This is a genomic window from Paenibacillus sp. P22 (genome assembly GCF_000469945.2).
GTDB lineage: Bacteria > Bacillota > Bacilli > Paenibacillales > Paenibacillaceae > Paenibacillus_O > Paenibacillus_O humicus.
Map to the genome: position 1 here is coordinate 46,583 of NZ_CBRA020000033.1, position 22,389 is coordinate 68,971.

16 protein-coding genes and 1 pseudogene are annotated in these 22,389 nt (G+C 60.7%); 16 read left to right on the forward strand and 1 reads right to left on the reverse strand.

Going from position 1 to position 22,389, the window contains the following annotated elements:
• Positions 1 to 174: 174 nt before the first annotated feature.
• From secA to BN871_RS07320, 16 genes and pseudogenes are all read left to right on the forward strand, one after another.
• Positions 175 to 2,685, forward strand: a complete 2,511-nt coding sequence (secA, locus tag BN871_RS07245) for a preprotein translocase subunit SecA (RefSeq protein ID WP_048745178.1) — start codon at positions 175 to 177, stop codon at positions 2,683 to 2,685.
• 277 nt (positions 2,686 to 2,962) lie between these two features.
• Positions 2,963 to 4,079, forward strand: a protein-coding gene (prfB, locus tag BN871_RS07250) for a peptide chain release factor 2 (RefSeq protein WP_198158021.1) whose coding sequence is annotated in 2 segments (ribosomal slippage) — positions 2,963 to 3,034 and positions 3,036 to 4,079 — 1,116 coding nt in all. Because the reading frame shifts where the segments join, the coding sequence is not laid out codon by codon here.
• Between the two features lie 271 nt (positions 4,080 to 4,350).
• Positions 4,351 to 5,196 carry a YitT family protein gene (locus BN871_RS07255; RefSeq protein ID WP_048745198.1) on the forward strand — a complete coding sequence of 282 codons (846 nt, stop codon included), beginning with the start codon at positions 4,351 to 4,353 and terminating at the stop codon, positions 5,194 to 5,196.
• A gap of 309 nt (positions 5,197 to 5,505) precedes the next feature.
• Complete coding sequence (locus BN871_RS07260) at positions 5,506 to 6,795, forward strand: glycosyltransferase family 39 protein (RefSeq protein ID WP_048745180.1); 1,290 nt, start codon at positions 5,506 to 5,508, stop codon at positions 6,793 to 6,795.
• Positions 6,773 to 7,528: a glycosyltransferase family 2 protein gene (locus tag BN871_RS07265; protein WP_048745181.1), complete on the forward strand. Its 756-nt coding sequence runs from the start codon at positions 6,773 to 6,775 to the stop codon at positions 7,526 to 7,528. Before BN871_RS07260 ends, BN871_RS07265 begins: the two co-directional genes overlap by 23 nt.
• Positions 7,518 to 7,919, forward strand: coding sequence for a DUF2304 domain-containing protein (locus tag BN871_RS07270; protein WP_048745182.1), 402 nt, complete (start codon positions 7,518 to 7,520; stop codon positions 7,917 to 7,919). The genes BN871_RS07265 and BN871_RS07270 overlap by 11 nt, the downstream gene beginning before the upstream one ends.
• Complete coding sequence (locus BN871_RS07275; protein WP_048745183.1) at positions 7,919 to 8,263, forward strand: EamA family transporter; 345 nt, start codon at positions 7,919 to 7,921, stop codon at positions 8,261 to 8,263. Before BN871_RS07270 ends, BN871_RS07275 begins: the two co-directional genes overlap by 1 nt.
• 18 nt (positions 8,264 to 8,281) lie before the next feature.
• The gene (locus BN871_RS07280) at positions 8,282 to 10,495 is read left to right on the forward strand and encodes a stalk domain-containing protein (RefSeq protein ID WP_048745184.1); all 2,214 of its coding nucleotides are present in this window, start codon (positions 8,282 to 8,284) and stop codon (positions 10,493 to 10,495) included.
• A 199-nt stretch (positions 10,496 to 10,694) separates the two neighbouring features.
• On the forward strand, positions 10,695 to 11,744 hold the full coding sequence (gene argC, locus BN871_RS07285; RefSeq protein WP_048745199.1) for an N-acetyl-gamma-glutamyl-phosphate reductase: 1,050 nt from the start codon (positions 10,695 to 10,697) through the stop codon (positions 11,742 to 11,744).
• Positions 11,745 to 11,786: 42 nt separating this feature from the next.
• Positions 11,787 to 13,028, forward strand: coding sequence for a bifunctional glutamate N-acetyltransferase/amino-acid acetyltransferase ArgJ (argJ, locus tag BN871_RS07290; protein ID WP_048745185.1), 1,242 nt, complete (start codon positions 11,787 to 11,789; stop codon positions 13,026 to 13,028).
• A gap of 96 nt (positions 13,029 to 13,124) precedes the next feature.
• Positions 13,125 to 13,909, forward strand: a pseudogene (gene argB, locus BN871_RS07295) (acetylglutamate kinase).
• Between the two features lie 1,085 nt (positions 13,910 to 14,994).
• On the forward strand, positions 14,995 to 16,182 hold the full coding sequence (locus tag BN871_RS07300; RefSeq protein ID WP_127508737.1) for an acetylornithine transaminase: 1,188 nt from the start codon (positions 14,995 to 14,997) through the stop codon (positions 16,180 to 16,182).
• 99 nt (positions 16,183 to 16,281) lie between these two features.
• Positions 16,282 to 17,256: an ornithine carbamoyltransferase gene (gene argF / locus BN871_RS07305; RefSeq protein WP_048745187.1), complete on the forward strand. Its 975-nt coding sequence runs from the start codon at positions 16,282 to 16,284 to the stop codon at positions 17,254 to 17,256.
• Between the two features lie 87 nt (positions 17,257 to 17,343).
• Complete coding sequence (locus BN871_RS07310) at positions 17,344 to 18,582, forward strand: argininosuccinate synthase (RefSeq protein WP_048745188.1); 1,239 nt, start codon at positions 17,344 to 17,346, stop codon at positions 18,580 to 18,582.
• Positions 18,583 to 18,808: 226 nt separating this feature from the next.
• A complete protein-coding gene (argH, locus tag BN871_RS07315) occupies positions 18,809 to 20,224 on the forward strand; it encodes an argininosuccinate lyase (protein ID WP_048745189.1) in 1,416 nt (471 codons plus the stop codon).
• A 411-nt stretch (positions 20,225 to 20,635) separates the two neighbouring features.
• Positions 20,636 to 21,343 (forward strand): TraX family protein, encoded by a 708-nt coding sequence (locus tag BN871_RS07320; protein ID WP_048745190.1) that lies wholly within the window; start codon positions 20,636 to 20,638, stop codon positions 21,341 to 21,343.
• Between the two features lie 301 nt (positions 21,344 to 21,644).
• On the opposite strand, the gene BN871_RS07325 is transcribed toward BN871_RS07320, so the two are convergent.
• Positions 21,645 to 22,389, reverse strand: a 745-nt coding sequence (locus BN871_RS07325) for a bifunctional diguanylate cyclase/phosphodiesterase (RefSeq protein WP_048745191.1), incomplete at its 5' end; no start/stop codon positions are given.

Consider the following 22,389-nt stretch of genomic DNA (forward strand, 5'->3'; position numbering starts at 1 on the left):
AGGTTGCGGATTATTTTGCGCAGCAACGATGTCAGTTGTTTTAGTACACAAGCTTTTTATCGCTTAATTGAAGAAGAAGCCCTATTACTTATTGGAAATGATTTGCCTCTCATTGCTACAGGGTCGGCTAACTGTTAAAATTAAGGCAAAGTGGGTTTACGAAAGGGGAAAACCATGCTCGGACTGGTGAAGAAGATTTTCGGCGACGCGAATGAGCGGGAAGTAAAACGGCTCTTGCGAACGGTCGAAGCGATAAATGGAATCGAGCCGGAGTTTGCGGCATTGACGGACGAGCAGCTGCGGGCCAAGACTCAGGAATTCCGCGACCGCCTCGAGAACGGCGAGGAGCTCGACGACCTGCTGCCGGAAGCTTACGCGACGGTCCGCGAAGCGGGCAAGCGCGTTCTCGGCATGCGGCATTTCGATGTGCAGCTGATCGGCGGCATGGCGCTGCATGAAGGCAAGATCGCGGAGATGAAAACAGGCGAGGGCAAAACGCTGGTCGGAACATTGCCTGTTTATTTGAACGCCCTTCTCGGCAAAGGCGTGCATGTCGTCACCGTCAATGATTATCTGGCCTCCCGCGACAGCGAGATCATGCGTCCGCTGTACGAGTTTCTCGGCATGACGGTCGGCTGCAACCTGCATTCCCTTTCCCATGAGGAGAAGCAGGAAGCCTATGCCTGCGACATCACATACGGAACGAACAACGAATTCGGCTTCGACTATCTCCGCGACAACATGGTCCTTTATAAAGAACAAATGGTTCAGAAGCCGCTCTACTTCGCCATCATCGACGAAGTGGACTCCATTCTCATCGATGAGGCCCGTACGCCGCTCATCATTTCGGGACAAGCGGCCAAGTCGACGGAGCTGTACCATTCGGCGGACAAGTTCGTCAGCCGCCTGAAGCATGAAGAAGACTACACCGTCGACATCAAGCTGCGTTCCGTCATGCTGACGGAAGCCGGCGTGGAGAAGGCGGAGAAGGCGTTCGGCGTCGAGAACCTGTTCGACCATGCGAACGTTACGCTCAACCATCATATCCAGCAGGCGCTCAAGGCTCATGCGATTATGAAGCGCGACGTAGACTATGTCGTGCAAGAGGAAGAAGTGCTCATCGTCGACGAGTTCACGGGCCGGATCATGTCCGGACGCCGCTACAGCGACGGACTCCACCAGGCCATCGAGGCGAAGGAAAACCTCAAGGTCCAGAACGAGAGCATGACGCTCGCGACGATCACGTTCCAGAACTACTTCCGGATGTACCGCAAGCTGGCCGGCATGACCGGTACGGCCAAGACGGAGGAGGAGGAGTTCAAGAAGATCTACGGCCTCGAGGTGCTGCAGGTACCGACGAACCGTACGATGATCCGTCAAGACAGCCCGGACGTGGTCTACAAGACCGAGATGGGCAAGTTCAAGGCGGTCGTAGAGGAGATCGTGGAGCGGCACGGCAAGAACCAGCCGGTGCTCGTCGGCACGGTATCGATCGAGAACTCCGAGAAGCTGTCGGAAATGCTCAAGAAGCGCGGCATCACGCATAAGGTCCTCAACGCCAAGTACCACGCCGAGGAAGCGGAGATCATCTCCCGCGCCGGACAAGCAGGCTCCGTCACGATCGCGACGAACATGGCCGGCCGCGGCACGGACATCCTGCTCGGCGATACGGTGCATGACATCGGCGGCCTTCATATCATCGGCACGGAGCGCCATGAGAGCCGCCGCATCGACAATCAGCTGCGCGGACGCGCGGGACGTCAAGGCGATCCGGGCTCCTCGAGCTTCTATCTGTCGCTCGAAGACGATCTGATGCGCCGCTTCGGCTCGGAGAATATCATGGGCATGATGGAGCGTCTCGGCTTCGAGGAAGACCAGCCGATCGAAAGCCGCCTCATCACGAAGGCGATCGAATCCGCCCAGAAGCGCGTCGAGGGCAACAACTTCGACACACGCAAAGTCGTCCTGCAGTATGACGACGTCATGAACCAGCAGCGCGAAATCATCTACAAGCAGCGCCGCGAGGTGCTGTTCTCGGACAACATCCGCGATATCGTCATGGATATGGTCAAGCCGGTCATCGACCGCATCGTCGAAGCCCACTGTCCGAAGGAAGAGGTTCCGGAGAACTGGGATCTTCAAGCCATCGTGGATTATGCCGAAGCGACCTTCCTCAACGAGGGAGCCGTCACGAAGGAAGATCTGTGGGGCAAGGAGCCGGAGGAGATTTCCGAATTCCTGTTCGGCAAGCTGACGGCGCTCTACGACGAGCGCGAGGAAGCCATGGGCAGCGAGACGATGCGCGAATTCGAGAAGGTCATCGTGCTGCGCGCCGTGGACAGCAAGTGGATGGATCATATCGACGCCATGGACCAGCTGCGCCAGGGCATCCATCTTCGCGCTTACGGCGGCACGGACCCGCTTCGCGAGTACCAGTTCGAAGGCTTCGAGATGTTCAAGGAAATGATCGACACCATCCAGGAAGAAGTTACGAAATACATCATGAAGGCCCAGGTCGAGCAGAACCTGGAGCGCCAGGAAGTCGTCAAGGGCCAGGTCGTGGAAATGGGCGGCAGCAGCGAAGGCCGCGAGCAGCGTCCGGCCAAGCGCGAGGAGCGCATCGGCCGCAACGATCCTTGCCCATGCGGCAGCGGCAAGAAATACAAGCTCTGCCACGGCAAGTAAGGAACTCCGCAACTGCCCAGGCTCTGCGTGCAGCTGCTCAGGCGCTGCCACGGCAAGCAAGGAACTCCGCAGCTGTTCAGGCTCTGCCTCGGCAAACAGCCGAGTCGGCAGCGCGTCCAGGCTGACTGGAACGCATGATGGCTGTGAACCGCAAGGCAGGATGACTGTGCCTGGCGGGCAGCAGTCCAACAGCATGAGAGGCCGGGAGAGACGCGTCGTACGCGCCCGCTCCCGGCTCCTGTCATGAATAGACGAAAATTTGAGGTGAAGCATTGTCATGATCGACGTAACGGTTAAGCAAGACCTGCGCGAGGCGGCAAAGCGGCTCCAAGCTCTCAGGGGGTCTCTTTGACTTAGATCTCAAACAAGAGATCATAGCCAACTATGAAGAGAAGATGACCGCTCCCGATTTCTGGGACGACAACGAAAAGGCGCAGAAGGTCATCGCCGAAATGAATGCGGTCAAGTCCGTCGTAGAGCTGTACGACAGGCTCGCTTCCCAGCAGGAGGATCTGGAAACGCTGCTGGAGCTGGCCGGCGAGGAAGAGGATGAATCTCTCGATGCCGAGCTGACGGATGGCGTGGCCGACCTGATGGGCAAGATCGCCGACTTCGAGCTGCAGCTGCTGCTCAACCAGCCGTATGACAGGCTCGATGCGATTCTGGAGCTGCATCCGGGGGCCGGCGGCACGGAGTCCCAGGACTGGGGCCAGATGCTGTACCGCATGTACACGCGCTGGGCCGAGAAGCACGGCTACAAGGTGGAGCTGCTGGATTACTTGCCCGGCGACGAAGCCGGCATCAAGAGCGTCACGATTTCCATCAAGGGCCACAATGCGTACGGATACCTGAAGGCGGAGAAAGGCGTGCACCGGCTCGTGCGGATTTCCCCGTTCGACGCATCTGGCCGCCGTCATACCTCCTTCGTCTCCTGCGACGTCATGCCGGAGATCGAGGATGATATCGAGATCGAGATCCGTCCGGAAGACCTCAAGGTCGACACGTACCGCTCCAGCGGCGCCGGCGGCCAGCACGTCAACAAGACGGAATCCGCGATCCGGATCACCCACCTTCCGAGCGGGATCGTCGTGGCTTGCCAGACGCAGCGCTCCCAGATCCAGAACCGCGAGCAGGCGATGAAGATGCTCCGCTCCAAGCTCTACGAGCGCAAGATCGAGGAGCAGCAGAAGCATTTGGCCGAGATTCGCGGGGAGCAGTCGGATATCGCCTGGGGCAGCCAGATCCGCTCTTATGTCTTCCATCCGTACAGCATGGTCAAGGACCATCGCACCTCGGTGGAGACGGGCAACGTCGGCGCCGTCATGGACGGCGATCTCGATGCTTTCATCAACGGCTATTTGCGCCACCAGATCAGGCATCAGCCGGAAGCCTGAGGGCAAGCGAGGCACGGCGCTTCGGCACGCAGCGAATAGAAGCACGGAAGAGTTCCAACACTGGATACAGTGTGGAACTCTTTTTCGCGCGGAATGAAATCATGCTCTGCGTTACCGCGGCAGAGCAGGGGAAATCGGCTTCTGGGAAGCCGGACTCTCCACGCGGCCAGCGGAGTTAGAGAGGGGAAAACTCGTGAGCAACAGGAACGAAGGGTCATCGAGGGAAAAGCAGATAAGCGCGGAACGCGGCAAGAGCCGCAAGACCCGCCGCATGACGAAACCGCTCATCAATCATCCCGTCACAAATACGCTGCTGCTGCTCGCAGGAGCGTTTATCATCGCCATCAGCTTCAACTGCTTCCTGCTCCCCAACGGGGTCGCTTCCGGAGGCGTATCCGGGATATCGGTCATTATCCAGCATTTATACGGCATCACGCCCGCATATACGCAGTGGGCGCTCAATATACCGCTGTTTTTCGCGGGACTGCTGCTGCTGGGCCGCCGCTTCGCCCTGCAGACTTTGTTCGGCTCGGCAATCATGCCTCTATTCGTTCTGCTGACGGCGCACTGGGGCGCTCCGACGAACAATCCGCTGCTGGGATCGATCTATGGAGGAATCGGCGTCGGACTTGGACTCGGACTGGTGTTCAAAGGACGCGGCTCTACGGGCGGCACGGATCTCGCGGCTCAAATCCTGCACCGGTACTCGGGGCTGACGCTCGGCTTGTCCGTCGCTTGCCTGGACGGCCTTGTCATCGCTGCAGCGGGATTGTTCCTCTCGCCGGAGAATGCGCTGTACGCGCTGATCGGCTTGTTCGTGACGACGAAGACGATCGACATCGTGCAGACGGGACTCGCCCTATCCAAGGTCGCGTTCATCATCAGTTCCCGCGCGGAAGAGCTGGCGGACGCCGTGCTGCATGATCTCGACCGCGGGCTGACGCGCCTGGACGCGCATGGTGGCTACACGGGGGATGCGCGCACGGTGCTGATGGTCGTCGTCAGCCAGAACGAGGTTTCCGAGCTGAAGCGGCTCGTGCAGACGGTCGATCCCGAAGCCTTTGTCATCATCAGCCATACGGCGGAGGTGCTGGGACGCGGGTTCAAGCTGGAGTAATCCAGAGCAACCTGGAGCAATCCGGAGTAATCGGGCACAGATTTCGGAATAATCGGGCACAGATAAGGGAAGGAAATCAATATCGAGCACTTTTTCGAGCAGCGGCTGGATCCGACCGGATTCTCCGCCCGCTAGGGAAAGTGTTTTTTTATTTCCCGGATTCCATTAAGGGAACTCGTCGAAATTTCTAAGAAAATGTTAAAAACCTGGTCAACAGATTATTAAGCCTTTCCAGCGATAATGGGTGAAACGACCGCGAGAGTGTCGCTCGGTCAAGTGCCGAGCCAGGGAAAGGGGAAGCAGAATCAAATGAAAGTCGTCGCCTTTGAACGGGATCAAAAGAAGAGCAGCCCAAAGATCGTTCTCCTTCTGCTTCTGGCCGTCGTCGGCCTGGGGGCTTTCCTGCGAATGGACTTCGTGCTGTCGGTCAGCCACAAGGTCAGCCACGACACGGTCAACTATGACATCATGGTCAGGCAGCTGCTGGAAAAGGGAATCTACGCCTACAAGAGCGGGGAGTCCAATGCTCAGGTTACTCCGGGATATCCGCTCTTCATGGCGGCTGTATACAAGGCGGTGGACTACCGCGTTCACGATCCTTATCCGTGGATCCGCTGCATTCAAGCGCTGCTGAGCACGGCGATGCTCGTGCTTATGTACCGGCTCGGCTTGATGCTGGCAGGAAGATGGGCCGGCTTGCTGGCCGCCTTCCTGGGCGCCGTGTACCCCGCCTTCATTTGGACGACGGGAGGCATCCTGACGGAGACGCTGGCCGCTTTTCTGTTGGTGCTTTACGTCTATGTCCAGCTTCTCGCTTACCGGACACAGCGGAAGCTGCCGATGCTGCTGGCCGGGGCTTCGCTTGGACTCGCCGTATTGACTCGGCCGGAGTTTTTGCCGCTGTTCGTCCTTGTCCACCTGCTCTTCCTGCTGTGGAGCCGAAAGTGGAAGCAGACGCTGCTTCAATTCGTCGTCTGCGGTGCCGGGCTGGCGCTCGTGCTTGCTCCATGGGTCGTACGCAATGCTGTCGCGCTGCATGAGCTCGTTGTCGCCTCCACCCAGGTAAATCCGTTCGCGGCCGGAACCTATCCGGACAAGAACTACGAGGACGGACTCGTGGACAGGCATGGCAAAACGCAGATGGAGGTAGCAAAGGAACGGCTTCGCATCGGATTCACGGAGCATGCATGGACCTATGTGAAGTGGTATACCGTCGGCAAGCTCAAGTACACCTACGGCCGGATGTTCTATGGAAGCGGACATACTCCGTTGTACCCCGTCATGCCGGCTGCGATGCGGTATGTCTATCATCTGGCGATCCTCTGGGCCGGGGTGCTGGCCGGCGCCGCGATGGTGATCGGCCGCAGCTGGAGGCATCCCGCGGCGCTGCCTGCCCTCCTGCTCGCCGCGATGTCGGCGCTCCGGCTGCTGTTTGTCCCGGAGTACCGGTACAACTTTACGGCGATGCCGTTTTTTATCGTGTTCGACAGCGCAGCGGCTGTCATGGCCGTCCAAGCCCTGCGCCGCTGGCAGGACAATCGGATGAACAAGCCGCATGGCAAAGGAGGGATTGACGATGGAAAGACGGCAGGCGCATGAGTCCAAAAAGAAAGCGGACGTGCTGGTCATCGTCCCGGCCTACAACGAGGCTGCCGGGATCAGGGGCACGATCGAGTCCATCCGGCGGCTGGCCCCTTATGCCGACATCGTCGTCGTCAACGACGGCTCCGCGGACGACACCGGCTGCCAAGCCGAGATGGAGGGCGTGCCGGTGCTGAATCTCGGCTGCAACCTCGGCATCGGCGGGGCGGTGCAGTCGGGATACCGTTACGCGGAGGAGAACGGTTATGCCTATGCGGCGCAAATCGACGGCGATGGCCAGCACAACCCCGCCGACCTGGCCGCTCTGCTGCAAGCGATGAAGGAGCGGGGAGCCGATATGGTCGTCGGTTCCCGTTTCATCGAGAGAAGAGGCTTCCAATCCACCTTCGCCCGCAAGCTCGGCATCACCCTGCTTGCCCGCCTGGCATCGGCTCTGACGGGACAGCGAATCACCGATCCGACCTCGGGGTACCGTCTTTGCGGGCGCAGAGCCATTGCTTTATTCGCCCGGGAATATCCGGTGGACTACCCGGAGGTGGAGGCTCTTGTGCTTCTGGACAATCACCGCGGCTCCTTCATCGAGGTGCCGGTCGTCATGTCGGAGCGTCAGGGAGGCGTCTCCAGCATATCGGCGATGAAGTCGGCCTATTACATGGCCAAGGTCATCCTGGCCGTGCTCATGACCAAGACGAAAAAGAAGCGCGACTGGAGCATCGGATATGGGAACTGAATTTTATTGGATCAGCTTTGCAGTCAGTCTAGGCTTTGTATGCACCATCCTGCTGCTCATCCGCAGGCGCAAGCTGCGGGAGCAGTATGCCATGCTGTGGCTGCTGCTGGGGACGGGGATGACGGCGCTCTCCCTGTTTCCCGGACTGCTCGACGGCCTCGCGGAACGGATTCATGTCGTGTACGCTCCTTCCTTGCTGTACTTCATCGGACTCATGGGGGTTCTGTTCCTGCTTCTGCATATGACGATGGCCCTCTCAGCCCTGACCCAGAAAACGATCACCTTGACCCAATCGGCCGCGCTCCGGCAGGAGCAGGTCAGGCGGCTGGAGCGGCGGGTGGAGGAGCTGGAAGGGGCTATGCAGCATCCTTCACAAAAGGAGATGACGTGATGGCCTACCTGCTGCTTCTCTTCAACATCCTGTGTCTGGTTGCGGGACAGACGATCTGGAAGCTCGGACTGGATCGGGCCGGAGGGCTGGGAACGGGCAATCTCCTTCAGGTTCTGTTGTCTCCGCTTATCCTCGCGGGCATCGCCCTCTACGGCATCGCCACGGTTCTGTGGCTGGCCGTGCTGTCGAGGCTTCCCCTCAGCGCAGCTTATCCGCTGCAAAGTCTGGCCTATGTGCTCGGCCTCCTGCTGGCATGGCGGCTGTTCGGGGAGGCCGTTCCGCCGAACAGATGGATCGGATGCGGCATTATCGTGGCCGGCGTCCTGGTGATCGGCGTCAAGTAAACCAAAGGAGTTGTGGATTTGAAAGGGAAAATGATGTTCTTGGCCTTTGCGCTGGCCGCGTCCGTACCGGTTCCGGCCGAGACGCCTGCGGCATCCGCAGCATATGCAGCAGCATCAGGAGCTGCGTCCGAGCTCGGCTTAACGGCCGACGGATCGAGGACGTCGGAGGCAGCGCCGCCGACCGCTCCTTCAAGCGAAGGAGCGGCGGCAAGCGCGGCGCCGGATCCGGCCGCTGCCGCCGAGTTATCGCCGGGAGCGGCATTGCCGAGCCCATCCTCGGATGCTTCCCCGCCAAGCGAGTCTCCAACGAGCAACGCCTCGTCGAGCAACGCCTCGCCAAGCATGCCCGTCCCGCCGTCCGGCGATCTGCTGCTGTACATGAACAGCGCCCGCATGGAGCAGGGAAGCAAGGCCTACACGGCATCCAGGCCGCTCGCCGTCAAAGCCGGAGTCTCCTATGGAAGCCTGCGCTCGCTGGCGGAACGTCTCGGCTTCAGCGTCGCGTACGTCCCCGCCAAGAAGGAGACCGTCGTCCGCAAGGCGGGGCTGGAGGCCCGTTTCACGAACAAGAGCAAGTATTATACGGCCAACGGCATCCGGACGCTGATGAAAGGGGCGGCCTATACGGACAAAGGCGTCTTCATGGTGCCGCTCACCTCGATTACGGCCGCGCTGCAAATTCCTTACACAATCGATCAGCGCTCGCATACGATCACACTCAAGCAGGCTGCCGAACCGGCGGCATCGTTTACCGTTCAAGCTGGCGACATTATCGCCGGCGAAACCCGGGTTCAATACAAGGCGCGAGCCTCTTCCCCGTCCAATCTCCAGATCGTGCAGGAAAAATGGGAAGGACGCCAGGAGGTGTTCGCAGAGCCGGGCATTTATCCCGTCACCTATCAGGTTCAGGATGCCGCGGGGAGATGGAGCAAGCCCTATACCCTTTCCATAACCGTAACAAGCCCCAACATTCCTCCTGTGGCGATGTTCAGCACCGACAAGAAGGAGTACCGCATGGGAGAGCCGGTCGTCATTGCCGACGAAAGCACCGATGAAGAAAATGCCATCACGGACCGCCAGTGGACGGGGAAGCAGGCGGCTTACTTCCGGCCCGGCCCAGTGACAGTGTCGCTGACGGTGACCGACAAGCATGGAGCTGCCGCCGCATTTTCGCAGGAAATCCTGATTACGGACGAAACGCTGTATGCCGAGGATGAGTTCAACCGCTTGTTCACGCCCGTCGGCTCCAATTTTCCCATCGACGGAACGTCCGTGAAGAACATGGAGCTGCTGCCTTTTACATACGATACCGAGCCCTATACGCTCTTCCGCTCTACCGGTCCGGAATCCATCCGGGAGGAAGGGGTACTGTACCAGGACGTCATCGACGGCCCCGCAAGGATTCTGCTTCACCACAAAAACACAATGGGACCCAAGCTGAAAATCTACATGCTCGCAAGCAATCCGAACCCTCGGCCGGCAACGCTCTTCATCGAAAGCTCCGGAATGGCAGGTCCGACTCCTTACGGCGAAATAGCGGGCCAGATGTCGCTGCAGCGCTACTTCGCTTCGATCGCATCCGGCTCTGCCGCGCGGGAGCTGGTGCTGGCTCCGGGCGAAACGCGCCTCCTGTTCCAGGAGATAGGCCAGAACGCCCTCAGCCAGGGCGATATCGTCACGTTCCAGGGAGAAGTGGCCAGCGACAGCGCCGTCAAGTACACCTCTCTGGTCGTCAAAGCGGATCGGGATCCTCTGACCGCTCTACCCAGCCTGCCGTTTCTGGATCCGAACCAGTCGATCGTCAGAGGGACCTTTGCAGATTCCACCCGGATATTCGATTATGCGCCTGTCGTGGGGACGACCCCTGCCAGGATCTATCTGACCGACAATAATGCCGATCCCTTCCAGACCGGCTATGACGGCATCAAAGGGACGCCGGCGACGAACTCCGGCAATTACGGAGTGCTGTACAAGATCGTTCTGGAGCGCGTGGCTCCCCATACGCTGCTGACCTTCAATCCGCGCGGAGGCCTGTTCCGCGGCTCGGCGCTGGTCAACGGCTCGGTCGTCACGTTCTCCCATCTGGGAGCGGCCTCTGCAACCGATCAGAACAGCGTTCTCTACCGGACGGGAGCAGGCGAGGAATCCGTAGAGATCCGGATCTCTCCAGCCGCCGGAAGCAATCTTCCGTTCTGCCTGCTGCTGTCGCCGCTGCCGTCCGTAAGGAGCTGAACCTTCAAGCCGAGAAGACGCGGAATCTATCCGCGTCTTTTTCTGCTCTCTTGAAGGAAGGCGGAAGCCGGTTCTAGAAGGAAAGGAGTGTCATATTTCCGGTTGTATTATTATTAATATAAACGTATAATGATTCAGGTATAAGAGGCCTGCGGCGGCCTCTCTCAGGAATCAGGGCGAGGAAGGGAAGTGCTGGATGATGGGGACAAAAACAAGAGCTGCCATTGTAGGCTCAACCGGCTACGGAGGCGTTGAGCTGATCCGGCTGCTTCAGGCGCATCCGTATGCGGAGGTCAGTTCGGTCATTTCCTCTTCCAGCGCCGGAACGCCGATTGCGGACGGGTACCCGCATCTGTCGGATATTTTCCCGGGGGTTCTGGATGGCGTAGACCCCAAAGAGATCAAGAGCAAGGCGGATGTCGTCTTCCTGGCCGCTCCGGCCGGAGTGGCGAGCCGGATGGCGCCCCAGCTGCTGGAGGAAGGACTGAAGGTCATCGACCTGTCGGGCGACTTCCGCCTGCCTCAGCCGGATGTATATGAGCATTGGTACGGCAAGCCGGCCGCCGATCCGGCCTACCTGGAGAAGGCGGTATTCGGCCTCTCGGAGATTTACGGAGAGCAGGTTCGCGGGGCGGAGCTGCTTTCCAATCCGGGCTGCTATCCGACGGCGACGCTGCTGGGCGCGGTGCCGGCCATCAAGGCGGGCTGGATCGATCCGTCCACGCTGATCGTCGACGCCAAGAGCGGCGTATCCGGCGCGGGCAGGGGGGCGAGCCTCGGCACCCATTATTCGGAGCTGAACGAGAACTTCAAGGCCTACAAGGTCAACAAGCATCAGCATATCCCGGAGATCGAGCGCGTCCTGTCCGATGCGGCAGGCAGGGATATCGTCGCCACCTTCACGACCCATCTCGTTCCGATGACGCGGGGCATCATGGCGACGATGTACGCTTCGCTGGCGGAAGATCGGACCGAGCAGGAATTCATCGAGCTGTATCGGCAGTTCTATGAGGGCCGCCCGTTCGTGCGCATTCGGCCGGAAGGCGTCTTGCCGGCGACGAAGGAAGTCTCCGGCTCGAACTACTGCGACATCGGCTTTGCCGTTGACCGTCGCACAGGACGTGTGACGATCGTGTCGGTCATCGACAATCTCGTCAAAGGCGCAGCCGGCCAAGCGATCCAGAACCTCAACCTGATGATGGGCTGGGAAGAGAATGCCGGCCTGCAGTTCATCCCGATGTATCCTTAATTCCCTGGCGGAACCCCACTAGAAGGAGATGCGATTTACGCGATGACACAAGAGACAGCAGGCAAGCCGTTCACGATCGTCCAGGACGGCTCCGTTACGACACCGGCAGGCTTTCGGGCGGGCGGGCTTCACTGCGGACTGAAAAAGACGAGCCGCAACGATCTGGGAGCCATCGTATGCGAGGTTCCTGCGGCGGCTGCGGCGGTGTATACGACCAACAAGGTGCAGGCGGCCCCGATCAAGGTGACCCGGGAAAGCCTGGCGGCGGGAGGAAGGCTGCGCGCGCTGCTCGTGAACAGCGGCAACGCCAATGCCTGCACGGGCAAGCAGGGCGAGGCCGACGCGTACGAGATGCGCTCCGCCTTCGCGGCAGCGGCCGGGATTCCGGCCGAGCAGATCGCGGTAGCCTCTACCGGCGTCATCGGCGAGCTGCTCAAGATGGACCGCGTGCGCGAAGGCATCGGCCGCCTGCCGCAGCAGCTGGCGGGCGACGATCGGAGCGCGAATGAGTTCTGCCAGGCGATCCTCACGACCGATCTTGTGAAAAAATCGATCTGCGTCGCCGTCGAAGCGGGCGGAAGGACGATTCATGTGGCAGGCGCCGCCAAAGGCTCCGGCATGATCCATCCCAACATGGCCACGATGCTCGGCTTCGTCACGACGGACGCCAATATCGGCAGCGAGGCGCTCCAAAGCCTGTTGAGCTCCGCTACGGACCGCACCTTCAACATGATTACGGTGGACGGGGACACGAGCACCAACGACATGCTGGTCGCGATGGCGAGCGGGCTTGCCGGCGGCGAGGAGCTGACGCCGCTGCATCCGGATTGGAACTCGTTCAGCGATGCGCTGCGATATGTATGCGAGGTGCTGGCCAAGGCGATCGCCCGCGACGGCGAAGGCGCCACCAAGCTCGTCGAGGTCCGCGTCAGCGGAGCGCAGAGCGACCGGTCGGCGGCTGCCATCGCGAAGACGATCGTCGGCTCTTCGCTCGTAAAGTCGGCCGTCTTCGGCGCCGACGCCAACTGGGGCCGCATCATCGCGGCCGCAGGCCGGGCCGGCGAGCCGCTCGATCCGGACAGCGTCGATATTTCGCTCGGACCGATATTGACGCTCAAGGAATCCCGGCCGGTCGCCTTCGATGAAGAAGCGGCGCTGGAATACCTGAAGGGCGACACGGTGGAAATCATCGTCGATCTCCATATCGGCGGCGGCGCTGCCGTAGCCTGGGGCTGCGACCTGACCTATGACTACGTAAGGATCAATGCGGCTTACCGCACTTAACAGCAGAAACCGTCAACAGGCGAAAATATAAGCGGCATGAAGCTTCAACCGGCTTGAGCATAAGCGGCATGAAGCGGATGAAGGAGCATGAGGCAGATGGAAAAGCGGTTTGTGATGAAATGCGGGGGAAGCACGCTTGCGGCTCTTCCTGCCGCGTTCTTCGAAGATCTCCGGCGCTGCAGGAGCAGGGCGTGAAGCCGGTCATCGTGCATGGCGGCGGCCCCGCCATCTCCGGGACGCTGGAGAAGCTCGGCATCGAGACCGAGTTCGTCGACGGGCTCAGGCGGACGACGGAGGAAGTGCTCGACGTCGTCGAGATGGTGCTCTCGGGAACGATCAACAAGGAGATCGTCAGGCGCATCCAAGGCGCGGGAGCGCGGGCGCTCGGGCTCTCCGGCGTCGACGGCATGCTCATCCAGGCCAGGCCTGTCGGCAATGCCGGCAAGGTCGGCCATGTCGGCGAGGTGACGGACGTCAACGCGGAAATCATTGAAGGCGTGATGGGAATGGGCTATATTCCGGTCATCGCGCCGGTCGGCATCGATGCGGCCGGACAGCGCTACAACATCAATGCCGATACGGCGGCAGGAGCCGTCGCTTCCCATCTGGGCGTGGAACGGATGATCGTTGTGACCGACGTGCCGGGCATCATGCGCACCGTGGACGGAGCCAAGACGGTCCTGCCTCGCGTGAGCGCGGCGGAGATCGAGGAGATGATCGCCACCGGCGAAATCTACGGCGGCATGATTCCGAAGGTTCGGGCGGCTCTCGCCTGCCTGCACGGCAATGTCCGCGAGGTCGCCATTGTCAGCGGCACCGAGCCGGACATTCTCAGCCGGGCCGTCCTGGAGGGCGGCGTCGGCACGGTGATTGCAGGCTGAAGCAGGGATCAGGGATCAAGGACCAGGGAGCAGACTGCGAAAACGGAGGGCTCTTCCGATCGCTGTTGAAGACGGGAGCAGACTCCGAAAACGGAGGGCTCTTCCGATCGCTGTTGAAGCCCGGATTCCTTGAACTTACCCCATGAATGGGGGAATCCGGTCTTCAAATGCGAACGCTCCGCTTCTACAGAGCCCCTCCGTCTTTCTTCGTCCTCCTGATGGAGGAAGTTCTGCCTCCTGAAGGCAGGCTCCTCCTCCCTTCAGCAGAGAGGAATTCCGCTTTGCGTAGCATGCCTGGAGCGGCAGCATAAGGCTGATCCGGAGCAATGCATCCGGGGCGGCCCTGGGGTTGAAGCCCGGAGCGGAGCATCCGGGGCGGCCCTTGGGGTTGAAGCCCGGAGCGAAGCATCCGGGAGGGCACCTTGGGGTGGAGCCCGGAGCAAAGCATCCGGGAGGGCACCTTGGGGTGGAGCCCGGAGCGGAGCATCCGGGGTGGCCCTTGGAGTTGAAGCCCGGAGCGGAGCATCCGGGGCGGCCCTGGGGGTAAAGCCCGGAGTGGAGCATCCGGAAGGGCACTTTGGTTGAAGCCCGGAGCGGAGCATCCGGGATGGCCCTTGGGGTTGAAGCCCGGAGCGGAGCACCCGGAGTGGCCCTTGGGGTTGAATCCCAGAGCGGAGCGGCCGGAATGGCCCTGGAGAAATGACAATGGTCGCCTTTGCCGCCGGATTTCAACCATTGAATCCATTTATTCAGGAAATCTGGCGGCAACAGCGATCGGAAGGGCCATCCGGCGGCGAAGCGATTTTAGGATTCAACGTAAGAGCCATCTGGCGGCGAAGCGATTCTAGGATTCAACGTACTAAGAGCCATCCGGCACTGAAGCGATTCTAGGATTCAACGCACCAAGAGCCGTCCGGCGGCGAAGCGATTTTAGGATTCAACGTACTAAGAGCCATCCGGCACCGAAGCGATTCTAGGATTCAACGCACCAAGAGCCGTCCGGCGGCGGAGCGACTCCAGGATTCAACGCACCAACAGCCATCCGGCTGCGAGTCCATATAACGATAGGGAGAGGTGGATCTGCAATGAGCAACAGCGCACTGTTTCCAACCTACGCAAGATATCCGATCGCGCTCGTCAAAGGCGAGGGAAGCTGGCTATGGGACGATACCGGCAAGAAATATCTCGATTTCATGAGCGGCCTCGCCGTCACGAACCTCGGCCACGCGCCGAAAGTGATCAAGGACGCGCTCGTGAAGCAGCTCGATGAAGTCTGGCATGTGTCGAATCTGTTCCATATTCCGGGGCAGGAAGCGGCAGCGGAGCTGCTCGTGCAGCATACATGCGCGGATGCGGTCTTCTTCTGCAACTCCGGAGCGGAGGCGAACGAAGGCGCGATCAAGCTGGCCCGCCGGTACTTCCAGAAGATCAAGGGAGAGCACCGGTACGAGATCATCACCTTCTCCCAGTCCTTCCATGGACGGACGCTCGCAACGCTGACCGCAACGGGCCAGGACAAGGTCAAGGAGGGCTATCTGCCGCTGCCGGAAGGCTTCGTCACCGTGCCGATGGACGATCTCGACGCGCTCAAGGCTGCCGTGAGCGAGCGGACCGCCGCGATCATGCTTGAGCTTGTCCAGGCCGAGGGCGGCGTCCTGCCTGTCCGGGCGGAGTTCCTGCACGACATCGTCAAGCTGTGCAAGGATAACGGCATTCTGCTGATTGTCGACGAGGTGCAGACCGGCATGGGACGCACGGGCAAGCTGTTCGCCCATGAGCATTACGGCGTGCAGCCGGATATTTTCACCTCGGCAAAAGGGCTCGGAAGCGGCTTTCCGGTAGGCGCCGTCCTGGCGAAGGAATTCCTCCGCGAAGCGTTCACACCGGGCTCCCACGCGACGACCTTCGGGGGAACGCCGATCGCTTCCGCCGTCGTCAAGGCGACGGTCGAGGAAATCGCCGGCAACCGGGTGTATGACCGCGCGGCAGGCGCGGCCAGCTACCTGACCGGCCAGCTGCGCGAGAAGCTCGCCGGCAATCCTTGGGTGACGCAGATCCGCGGGCTCGGCCTGCTGATCGGCATCGAATGCGCAGGTCCGGTCGCCGACGTGATCGCGACGATCCACGAGCGCGGACTGCTGGTCGTGCCCGCCGGCCCGACCGTCATCCGCCTGCTGCCGAATCTGCTCGTCTCCAATGACGAGATCGATCAGGCTGTCGGCATCATCGCCGCCGTCCTCAAGGAGAAGACGGTCACGGCATCCCAGAACTAAACATCCCAAACCTAATTGGGGTGTAGGTTCCCGATCTCCACGAATCCAAGCGCCGCCGGACGACCGGCGGCGAGCATAGAAAGAGCAGGTGTTCCATTAATGCAGCAACCTCTTATTTTGGCCGGAGCCCGCAGCGAGGAGCTGGCGGCAGGCCTCAAAGGGCGCGATTTCCTCGCGCTGGCGGACTACACGCCGGAGGAGCTCCGCTACCTCATCGAGCTGGCGATCGAGCTGAAGCGTGTCCAGAAATCCGGAGAGGCCTATCACCCGCTCAAGGGCAAAACCCTCGGCATGATTTTTGAAAAGGCGTCCACCCGGACGCGGGTCAGCTTTGAAGTCGGCATGTACCAGCTCGGCGGACAGGCGCTGTTCCTCAGCGGCAACGATCTGCAGATCGGACGCGGCGAGCCGATCTCGGACACGGCGCAGGTGCTGTCCCGTTATCTGGACGGCATCATGATCCGCACATTCGCCCACCGCACCGTCATTGAGCTGGCGCGCGCTTCCACCGTCCCGGTCATCAACGGCCTGACGGATTCCGAGCACCCTTGCCAGGTCATGGCCGATTACCAGACCGTCCTCGAGCACAAAGGCAAGCTGGAAGGGCTCAAGGTGGCCTATATCGGCGACGGCAACAATATGGCGCATTCGCTGCTCATGGGCGCAGCCAAGCTCGGCCTGCACATGAGCGTGGCGACTCCGGAAGGATACGAGCCGGATGCCGCTATCGTGAAGCAGACGCAAGCCGTCGCTTCCGGCACCGGGTCTGTGATCCACGTCTGCCGCGATCCGCGCGAAGCGATCGAGGGAGCGGACATCGTCTACACCGACGTGTGGGCGAGCATGGGTCAGGAGGCCGAGCAGGCGGAGCGCGAGCGGGCATTTGCCGGTTATCAGGTCAACGAGGACCTGACGAAGCATGCCAAGGCCGATTACCTGTTCATGCACTGCCTGCCCGCTCACCGCGGCGAGGAAGTGAGCGAGGGCGTCATCGACGGCAAACACTCCATCGTATTCGACGAGGCGGAGAACCGCCTGCACGCGCAGAAAGCGATTATGGCCGCTCTCATGTAGAGGCGGCTCCGACGAAATCGAACGATCGGGGCCTGCCCGAGGGCAAGGGGCTACCGGACGGGACAAGGAAAGGAAGATAAAAGCGATATGGCAAAGGAAAAGATCGTGCTCGCCTATTCAGGCGGCCTGGATACATCCGTCATCCTGAAGTGGCTCAAGGAAACGTATGACGCGGAAATCATCGCCTTTACGGCCGACATCGGCCAGAAGGAAGAACTCGACGGACTGGAGGAAAAGGCTCTGGCGACGGGAGCTTCCAAGGTCTATATCGACGACCTGCAGGACGAGTTCGCCAAGGACTTCATCTATCCGATGTTCCAGTCCGGAGCTCTCTACGAGGGGCAGTACCTGCTCGGAACGTCCATCGCGCGGCCGCTGATCGCCAAGCGAATGGTCGACATCGCCCGCGCCGAAGGTGCGACCGCGATCGCCCACGGCGCAACGGGAAAAGGCAATGACCAGGTGCGCTTCGAGCTGACGGCCGCCGCGCTGGCGCCGGACATCAAGGTCATCGCGCCTTGGCGCAGCGAGGAATTCCGGGCGCAGTTCCCGGGACGCGCCGAGATGATCGCTTACGCCGAGAAGCATGGCATTCCGGTTCAGGCATCAGCCGCGAAGCCTTATTCCATGGACCGCAATCTGCTGCATATCAGCTTCGAGAGCGGCATGCTGGAGGATCCTTGGTTCGATCCGAGCTCGGAGGAGAACGAGGGCATGTACGTGCTCAGCGTGTCTCCGGAGCGCGCGCCGGACAAGGCCGAATACGTGGAGCTGACGTTCGACCAGGGCAATTGCACCGCAATCAACGGCGAAGAGCTGAGCCCGCTGCAGGTGATGGACAAGCTCAACGAGCTGGGCGGCAAGCACGGCATCGGCCGTGTCGACATGGTCGAGAACCGGTTCGTCGGCATGAAGAGCCGCGGCGTATACGAGACTCCGGGAGGCACGATCCTGTTCAGCGCCCACCGCAAAATGGAGTCGCTGACGATGGACCGCGATGTCATGCATCTGCGCGACTCGCTTATCGCCAAGTACGCGACGCTCGTCTACAACGGCTTCTGGTTCGCGCCGGAGCGGCTTGCGCTGCAGGCGCTCGTCAAGGAAAGCCAGAAGAACGTCAGCGGAACCGTCCGCCTCAAGCTGTACAAAGGCAATGTCATCGGCGCCGGCGTCAAAAGCCCGGTCAGCCTGTACAACCCGGATATCGCCACGATGGAGGCCGATCCGTCGCAGGCTTACGACCAAGGCGACGCGACAGGCTTCATCCGCCTGAATGCGCTGCGTCTGAAGGTATCCTCCGGCGTGGAGCAGAGCCGCCAGGGCTGATCCGGCATTGCGGATCCGGTTCGGACAGACGGGGCCGCAAGCGATTTGCCGAACTGAAGGCGGATTGCCGAACTGAAGGCGGTTTGATGAATCAAAAGTCTGATCGCAGCCGATCAAGGTGCCTGAGCCTTTGCGAGGCGGGCGATGAATCCAAAAAAAGCATAAGGGCTTGCTGCGCCGGTCCGGCGCGCAAGCCCGTTGTCATATCCGAAGGGGGAGCAGGGCGATGAGCAAACTGTGGGGCGGAAGGTTTACGAAGCAGACCGACCAGCTGGTCGAGGAATACACGGCGTCGATTACGTTCGACAAGGAATTGGCGGAGGAGGACGTGCGCGGCAGCCTGGCGCATGTGTCGATGCTCGGGAAGCAGGGCATCCTGCCTTCCGGGGACGTCGAGACGATCAAGGGCGGGCTGAGCCGCGTGCTGGAGCGCATCCGCAAGGGCGAGCTGGAGTACAGCGTCTCCGACGAAGATATCCATATGAACATTGAAAAAGCGCTGATCGAGGATATCGGCCCCGTCGGGGGCAAGCTGCATACCGGCCGCAGCCGCAACGACCAGGTGGCGACGGACATGCATCTGTACCTGCGCCGGCGCGTCGTCGAGTTCGTCGGCCTGCTGCGCAGCCTGCAGGAAGCGCTTATCGGCCAGGCCAAGGAGAACCTGGACACGATCGTGCCCGGCTACACGCATCTGCAGCGCGCCCAGCCGATTCTGTTCGCCCACCATCTCATGGCCTACGTCAGCATGTTCGGGCGCGACGCCGAGCGGCTGCAGGACAGCTACAAGCGCATCGACACGCTGCCGCTCGGAGCCGGCGCGCTGGCGGGAACGACGTTCCCGATCGACCGCCATTACGTCGCGGAGCAGCTCGGCTTCGGCCGCGTATACGAGAACAGCCTGGACGCGGTCAGCGACCGCGATTTCATCCTGGAGTTCCTCTCCCATGCCTCCATGATCATGATGCATCTGTCCCGCCTGTCGGAGGAGCTGATCCTCTGGTCGAGCACGGAGTTCCGGTTCGTGGAGCTGGACGATGCCTTCTGCACGGGCAGCAGCATCATGCCGCAGAAGAAAAATCCGGACGTGCCGGAGCTTGTGCGGGGCAAGACGGGCCGCGTGTACGGCAACCTTACGGGCCTTCTGACGGTGCTGAAGTCGCTGCCGCTCGCCTACAACAAGGATATGCAGGAGGACAAGGAAGGCATGTTCGACACCGTCAAGACGCTCTCCGGCGCGCTGCGCCTGTTCGCTCCGATGATCGCGACGATGAAGGTGAACGGCGGGCAGATGCGCGAGGCCGTCAACAAGGACTTCTCCAACGCGACCGATATCGCCGATTTCCTTGTCGGCAAAGGACTGCCTTTCCGCCAAGCGCATGAGGTGATCGGCAAGACGGTGCTGTACTGCATCGAGAACGGCAAATTCCTGCTGGACCTTACGCTGGATGAATTCAAGGGGTTCTCGGAGCTGTTCGACGAGCGCATCTACGAGGTGCTGCAGCCGGAGACGGTCGTCAATGCGCGCAACGTCTACGGCGGCACGGCCCGTCCGCAGGTCGAAGCCGCCATCGGGCGTGCGGAAGCCGCGCTCGCGGAGACGGCAGGCTGGGTAGAGGCGTATTCCGCCAAGCAGAACTAGCAGGCAGCATGCCTGCGCGGCTCCGCAAGCGATGCCTTGCGATTGAGCGAAAGGAAGAGGGCTCTGTCCGCCATGCGCGGACGGGGCTTTTTGCCGCTTCAGGACAAACCATCGTCCGGGCTAGGGGTAGAGAAGAGAGCGCACGGCAGGCTCGGCGGAGGACAGGGAGAAAGCAAGGATAGGAAAGGGCGGGGATAGAGAGGACTATAGATGGAGGTATATGGGGGGAAATAGAGGAGGAAAGAGGGGGTCGGCAAGGGAAGGATCGGATAGAGAGGATAGAAAAGGAGAGGGGAAGAGTTCCGGTGCAGCGGCAGGGTGGATTTTGGGGATTGAATTCTTTATCATCTATACCAAAGGCAGGCTTTGTCCGTACCGTACTCACGCCCGTTCGAGAAAGAGGTGACGTTCATGCAGCTGCTGGCCATATTTTCGATGCTCATCGACCATATCGGTATCATTTTTTTTCCCGACTCCACAGCCTGGCGCATCGTCGGGCGGATCGCATTTCCCATTTACGCCTATGGAATCGCCGTCGGCTGCCTGATGACCCGCTCCCGAAAACGGTACATCGGCAGGCTCGCGCTGCTCGCGGCCATCGCGCAGGTTCCTTACATGCTTGCGTTCGGTACGAACCATTACAACGTCATCTTTACTCTGCTCGCCGCGGCGCTTGTCATCTTCGCTCTCGACGGCCTGCTTGAGTGGAGCGCACGCCCTGACAGCCATTCCGACGCCGAACGCAGCGGCTCAAGCAAAGGCCGGCGCATTGCCGGGGGGACTGCCGCGGCCTTGCTGGTGGCAGCGGCCTGCATCCTCATGCAGGAGCTTCCTTTCGACTACAATGCCTACGGCTTGCTGCTGATCCTGATCTTCCGGTATGCAGGCCGGAAGAGGATGGTGATGCTCCATCTGCTGTTGAACGCAGCGATCATCGCCGCATACGGATCATCGTGGGCGCTTCAGCTGTTCAGCATCGCCCCGACGCTGCTGCTCGCCTATGGAGAAGATCTGCGGAATGGGCTCGACAAGCTGAAAGTTCCGCGCTGGCTGTGGAGATCGTTCTATCCCGCCCATCTGGCCGCTCTGGCGGTATTGGACTTCATGCTTCGCGGCTGAGCTTTCGAGCGCCTAAAGGGCATCCGGGCGCCAAAGGGCTCTGGAGCACTAAAAAGCTCCGGAGCAAAGCGAAGTGAAGCAGGTTCGACCACGAATCCGTTGAGCGCTCTTTTTTCACGGAAAATGGGGGGCTTTGAATTCTGCGGCTGGATGCGGCCGGTATGGTTCAAGCAAAAAAGAGCGCCTGGCGTCGACGGACGCAGGTGCTCTTTTTGTTGGGGATCAGGCATACTCCGTTTTCCGTCCTTGCCGCAGGACAATTGCATCCCTATTGATGCGGGCTCGCTCCTGCTCCCTTGCATTAGGCGCTGAGCGTATTCAGCAAGCCGGTCAGCTCTTCGGCCGGAATCGGCTGGCTGAAAAAATACCCTTGGGCTTCATGGCATTGGCGCTGCAGCAAATACTGCAGCTGCTCGTCGGTCTCCACGCCTTCGGCGATGACCTTGAGCCCGAGGTTGTGGGCCATATTGATGATCGTATGGACGAGCGCTTCGTCCTTGGCATCCTGGAGGAGGTTGCGCGTGAAGGAGCGATCGATCTTGAGGCTGTCGATCGGGAACAGCTTCAGGTAGCTCAGCGAGGAATAGCCGGTGCCGAAGTCGTCGATCGACAGGCAGATGCCCATCGCCTTGAGCCTATGCATGATGGAGATCGCTTTCTGCGAGTTCTGGACGATGCTTTCGGTCAGCTCGAGCTCAAGGTATTGCGGATCCAGGCCGGTCGCCTCCAGCGTCGAGCTGACCATTTCGGCAAAGTCGTTCTGCTGGAATTGGCGGGAGGAGATGTTGACGGCGATCCGAATCGGCTCGTAGCCCTCGTCCTGCCAGGCTTTGTTCTGGCGGCACGATTCCTGCAGCACCCATTCCCCAATGGGGATGATGAGGCCTGTTTCCTCGGCCAGCGGAATGAAGTCGGCCGGCGAAATAAGGCCCCACTGCGGATGCTGCCAGCGGACGAGCGCCTCGAGACCGACGATCATGCCGGACATGATGTCGACCTGAGGCTGATAGTGGACCTTGAACTCGCCTCTCTGGAGACCTTTGCGC